This window comes from Arthrobacter sp. Hiyo1, assembly GCF_001263615.2.
GTDB lineage: Bacteria > Actinomycetota > Actinomycetes > Actinomycetales > Micrococcaceae > Arthrobacter.
In genome coordinates this window covers 368,871-370,613 of record NZ_DF952470.1, presented here as the reverse complement: position 1 = coordinate 370,613, position 1,743 = coordinate 368,871, and the positions used below count along the sequence as shown (strand labels likewise).

Below are 1,743 nucleotides of genomic sequence, written 5' to 3'. Positions count from 1 at the left end.
CTCGCCGGCGGGACCCACGAGTCCGGAGTTCATGAGGGCGTCGATGCGCGAGGCGACGGTGGAACGGGCCAGCCCGGTGGTGATGGCGAGTTCGGCGCGGGTCCGTGCCTGGCCGTCGCGAAGAAGCTGAAACAGGTCTCCTGCACGCGAAAGGCTCCCGGCGTCCTGTACGGAGCCGTCCTTGCCCGGGGCTTTATCGGGTGCTGAAGTCATGCATCAGTGATAGCACGATTGCTTATGGCTGTCACGCAGCAAAAAGATTGTCGAATGATTTTCAACTTTTGCTTGCTCATCGACAAAAGTCGTCGTAGGTTGTTTGTGAGAAGGGTCACGTAGCCCACAAAGCCACGCTGAAACTCAGAGACTCCGTTTACGAAGAGGTAACTGATCTTGTCCAGCCACTCACAGGCAACACCGTTGGGATCACCAGGCCCCCTCGGCGTCGGCATCCTTGGCGCCGGCCCGGTCACCCAAGCAATCCACCTTCCTTCCCTGGCCCGGCTCCGGAACATCCTGGAAGTCCGCCACATCATGGACGTCGACTCCGCGGTTGCCGAATCGGTCGCAGCACGCGTCGGCGCCAAACACAGCACCAGCATTGACGCACTCCTGGGCGATCCCGACGTCGACATCGTCGCCATCTGCAGCCCCCACCAGTTCCACGCGGACCAAGTGATCGCCGCGTGCCGCGCGGGAAAGAAGGCCGTCCTCTGCGAAAAGCCCTTCGCCATGAGCGGCGAGGAGGCTGCCCGGATTTCGGCGGTCAGCGCGGAAACCGGCGTGCCGATCATCGTGGGCGCCATGCACACCTTCGATCCGGGCTGGCTCGCAGCCGAAGCCAACTGGGGCGATCTCCCCGAGAACGTCCACACCATCCGTTCTTCCATCGTTCTCCCGCCCAATGCCCGGTTCGAAGATTTCGCCACCGAAATCATTACCCGGCCAGCCAGCGGCAACCCTGACTACAGCGATATCGAGGTCATCAAGAACTTCCTGCGGGGCGGCATCATGGGCCTCGCCATCCACGACCTTCCGCTCGTCCGCCGCTTCACGCCGGATTTCGAAGACCTCGAGGTGCTGCAGGCGCGCCACGTGCGCCCCTTCGGTTACGTGATTTCGCTTCGTTCTGGAAAACCGGGCGCAGGTGACCGGATCATCGAACTCAGGGCAGCCATGAACAAAACCTGGAAGCCGGAATGGGTCTTCGAAGCGATCTCGGACGACGCAGCCCTTCGCGTGGACTTCACTCCTTCCTATGTACAGGCGGGTTCCGCGGCCGCAATTATCACCCGCGGAACCACAAGGACCACCTACGGACCGTTCGAGCACAACGGCTACGAGGGCGAATGGCGCGAACTCGCCCAACTGGCACTCGGAACCAAGCAACCACCGTCGGCCGAAAGCCTCATCAATGACCTCACCTTCGCGATAGCCATTGCCGACGCCACGGTGGACCTCGCGGCGGCGGAGCACGCAAACAGCCATGCAGGAGCCCGCTCATGAGCACCCAGTACACGGTCACTGCAACCCCGCAGGCGGAAGAGAGCGGCTCCGTAGCACTCGCGGTGGCTTCTCTTCCAGCGAGCTTCGGCCCGGTAGCAGCCGGGGAGGCCGCACGGATTTCCGCCATCGACGGCGCCGCGGGCTGGACCACCGAGGCCATCAAGGCGATCGACGGCGGAGTGTCGGGCATCGTCGTCGTCAACCCGGTCCCGGAAAACACCGCCGCCCTGCTCGACGCCG

At 63.3% G+C, this 1,743-nt stretch carries 2 protein-coding genes and 1 pseudogene; 2 read left to right on the top strand and 1 reads right to left on the bottom strand.

The genetic code is table 11. The features are described 5' to 3' along the window. The coding region (locus tag AHiyo1_RS10605; protein ID WP_148667541.1) for a winged helix-turn-helix domain-containing protein at positions 1–213 on the bottom strand (213 nt) is incomplete at its 3' end. 177 nt (positions 214–390) lie between these two features. Between AHiyo1_RS10605 and AHiyo1_RS10600 the strand changes: the two genes are divergently transcribed. Together AHiyo1_RS10600 and AHiyo1_RS24695 are read left to right on the top strand one after the other, a co-directional pair. After that, the gene (locus AHiyo1_RS10600; RefSeq protein WP_059388543.1) at positions 391–1,503 is read left to right on the top strand and encodes a Gfo/Idh/MocA family protein; all 1,113 of its coding nucleotides are present in this window, start codon (positions 391–393) and stop codon (positions 1,501–1,503) included. Next, positions 1,500–1,743: pseudogene (locus tag AHiyo1_RS24695) on the top strand (hypothetical protein); the annotation flags it as partial. The gene AHiyo1_RS10600 and the pseudogene AHiyo1_RS24695, both read left to right, overlap by 4 nt.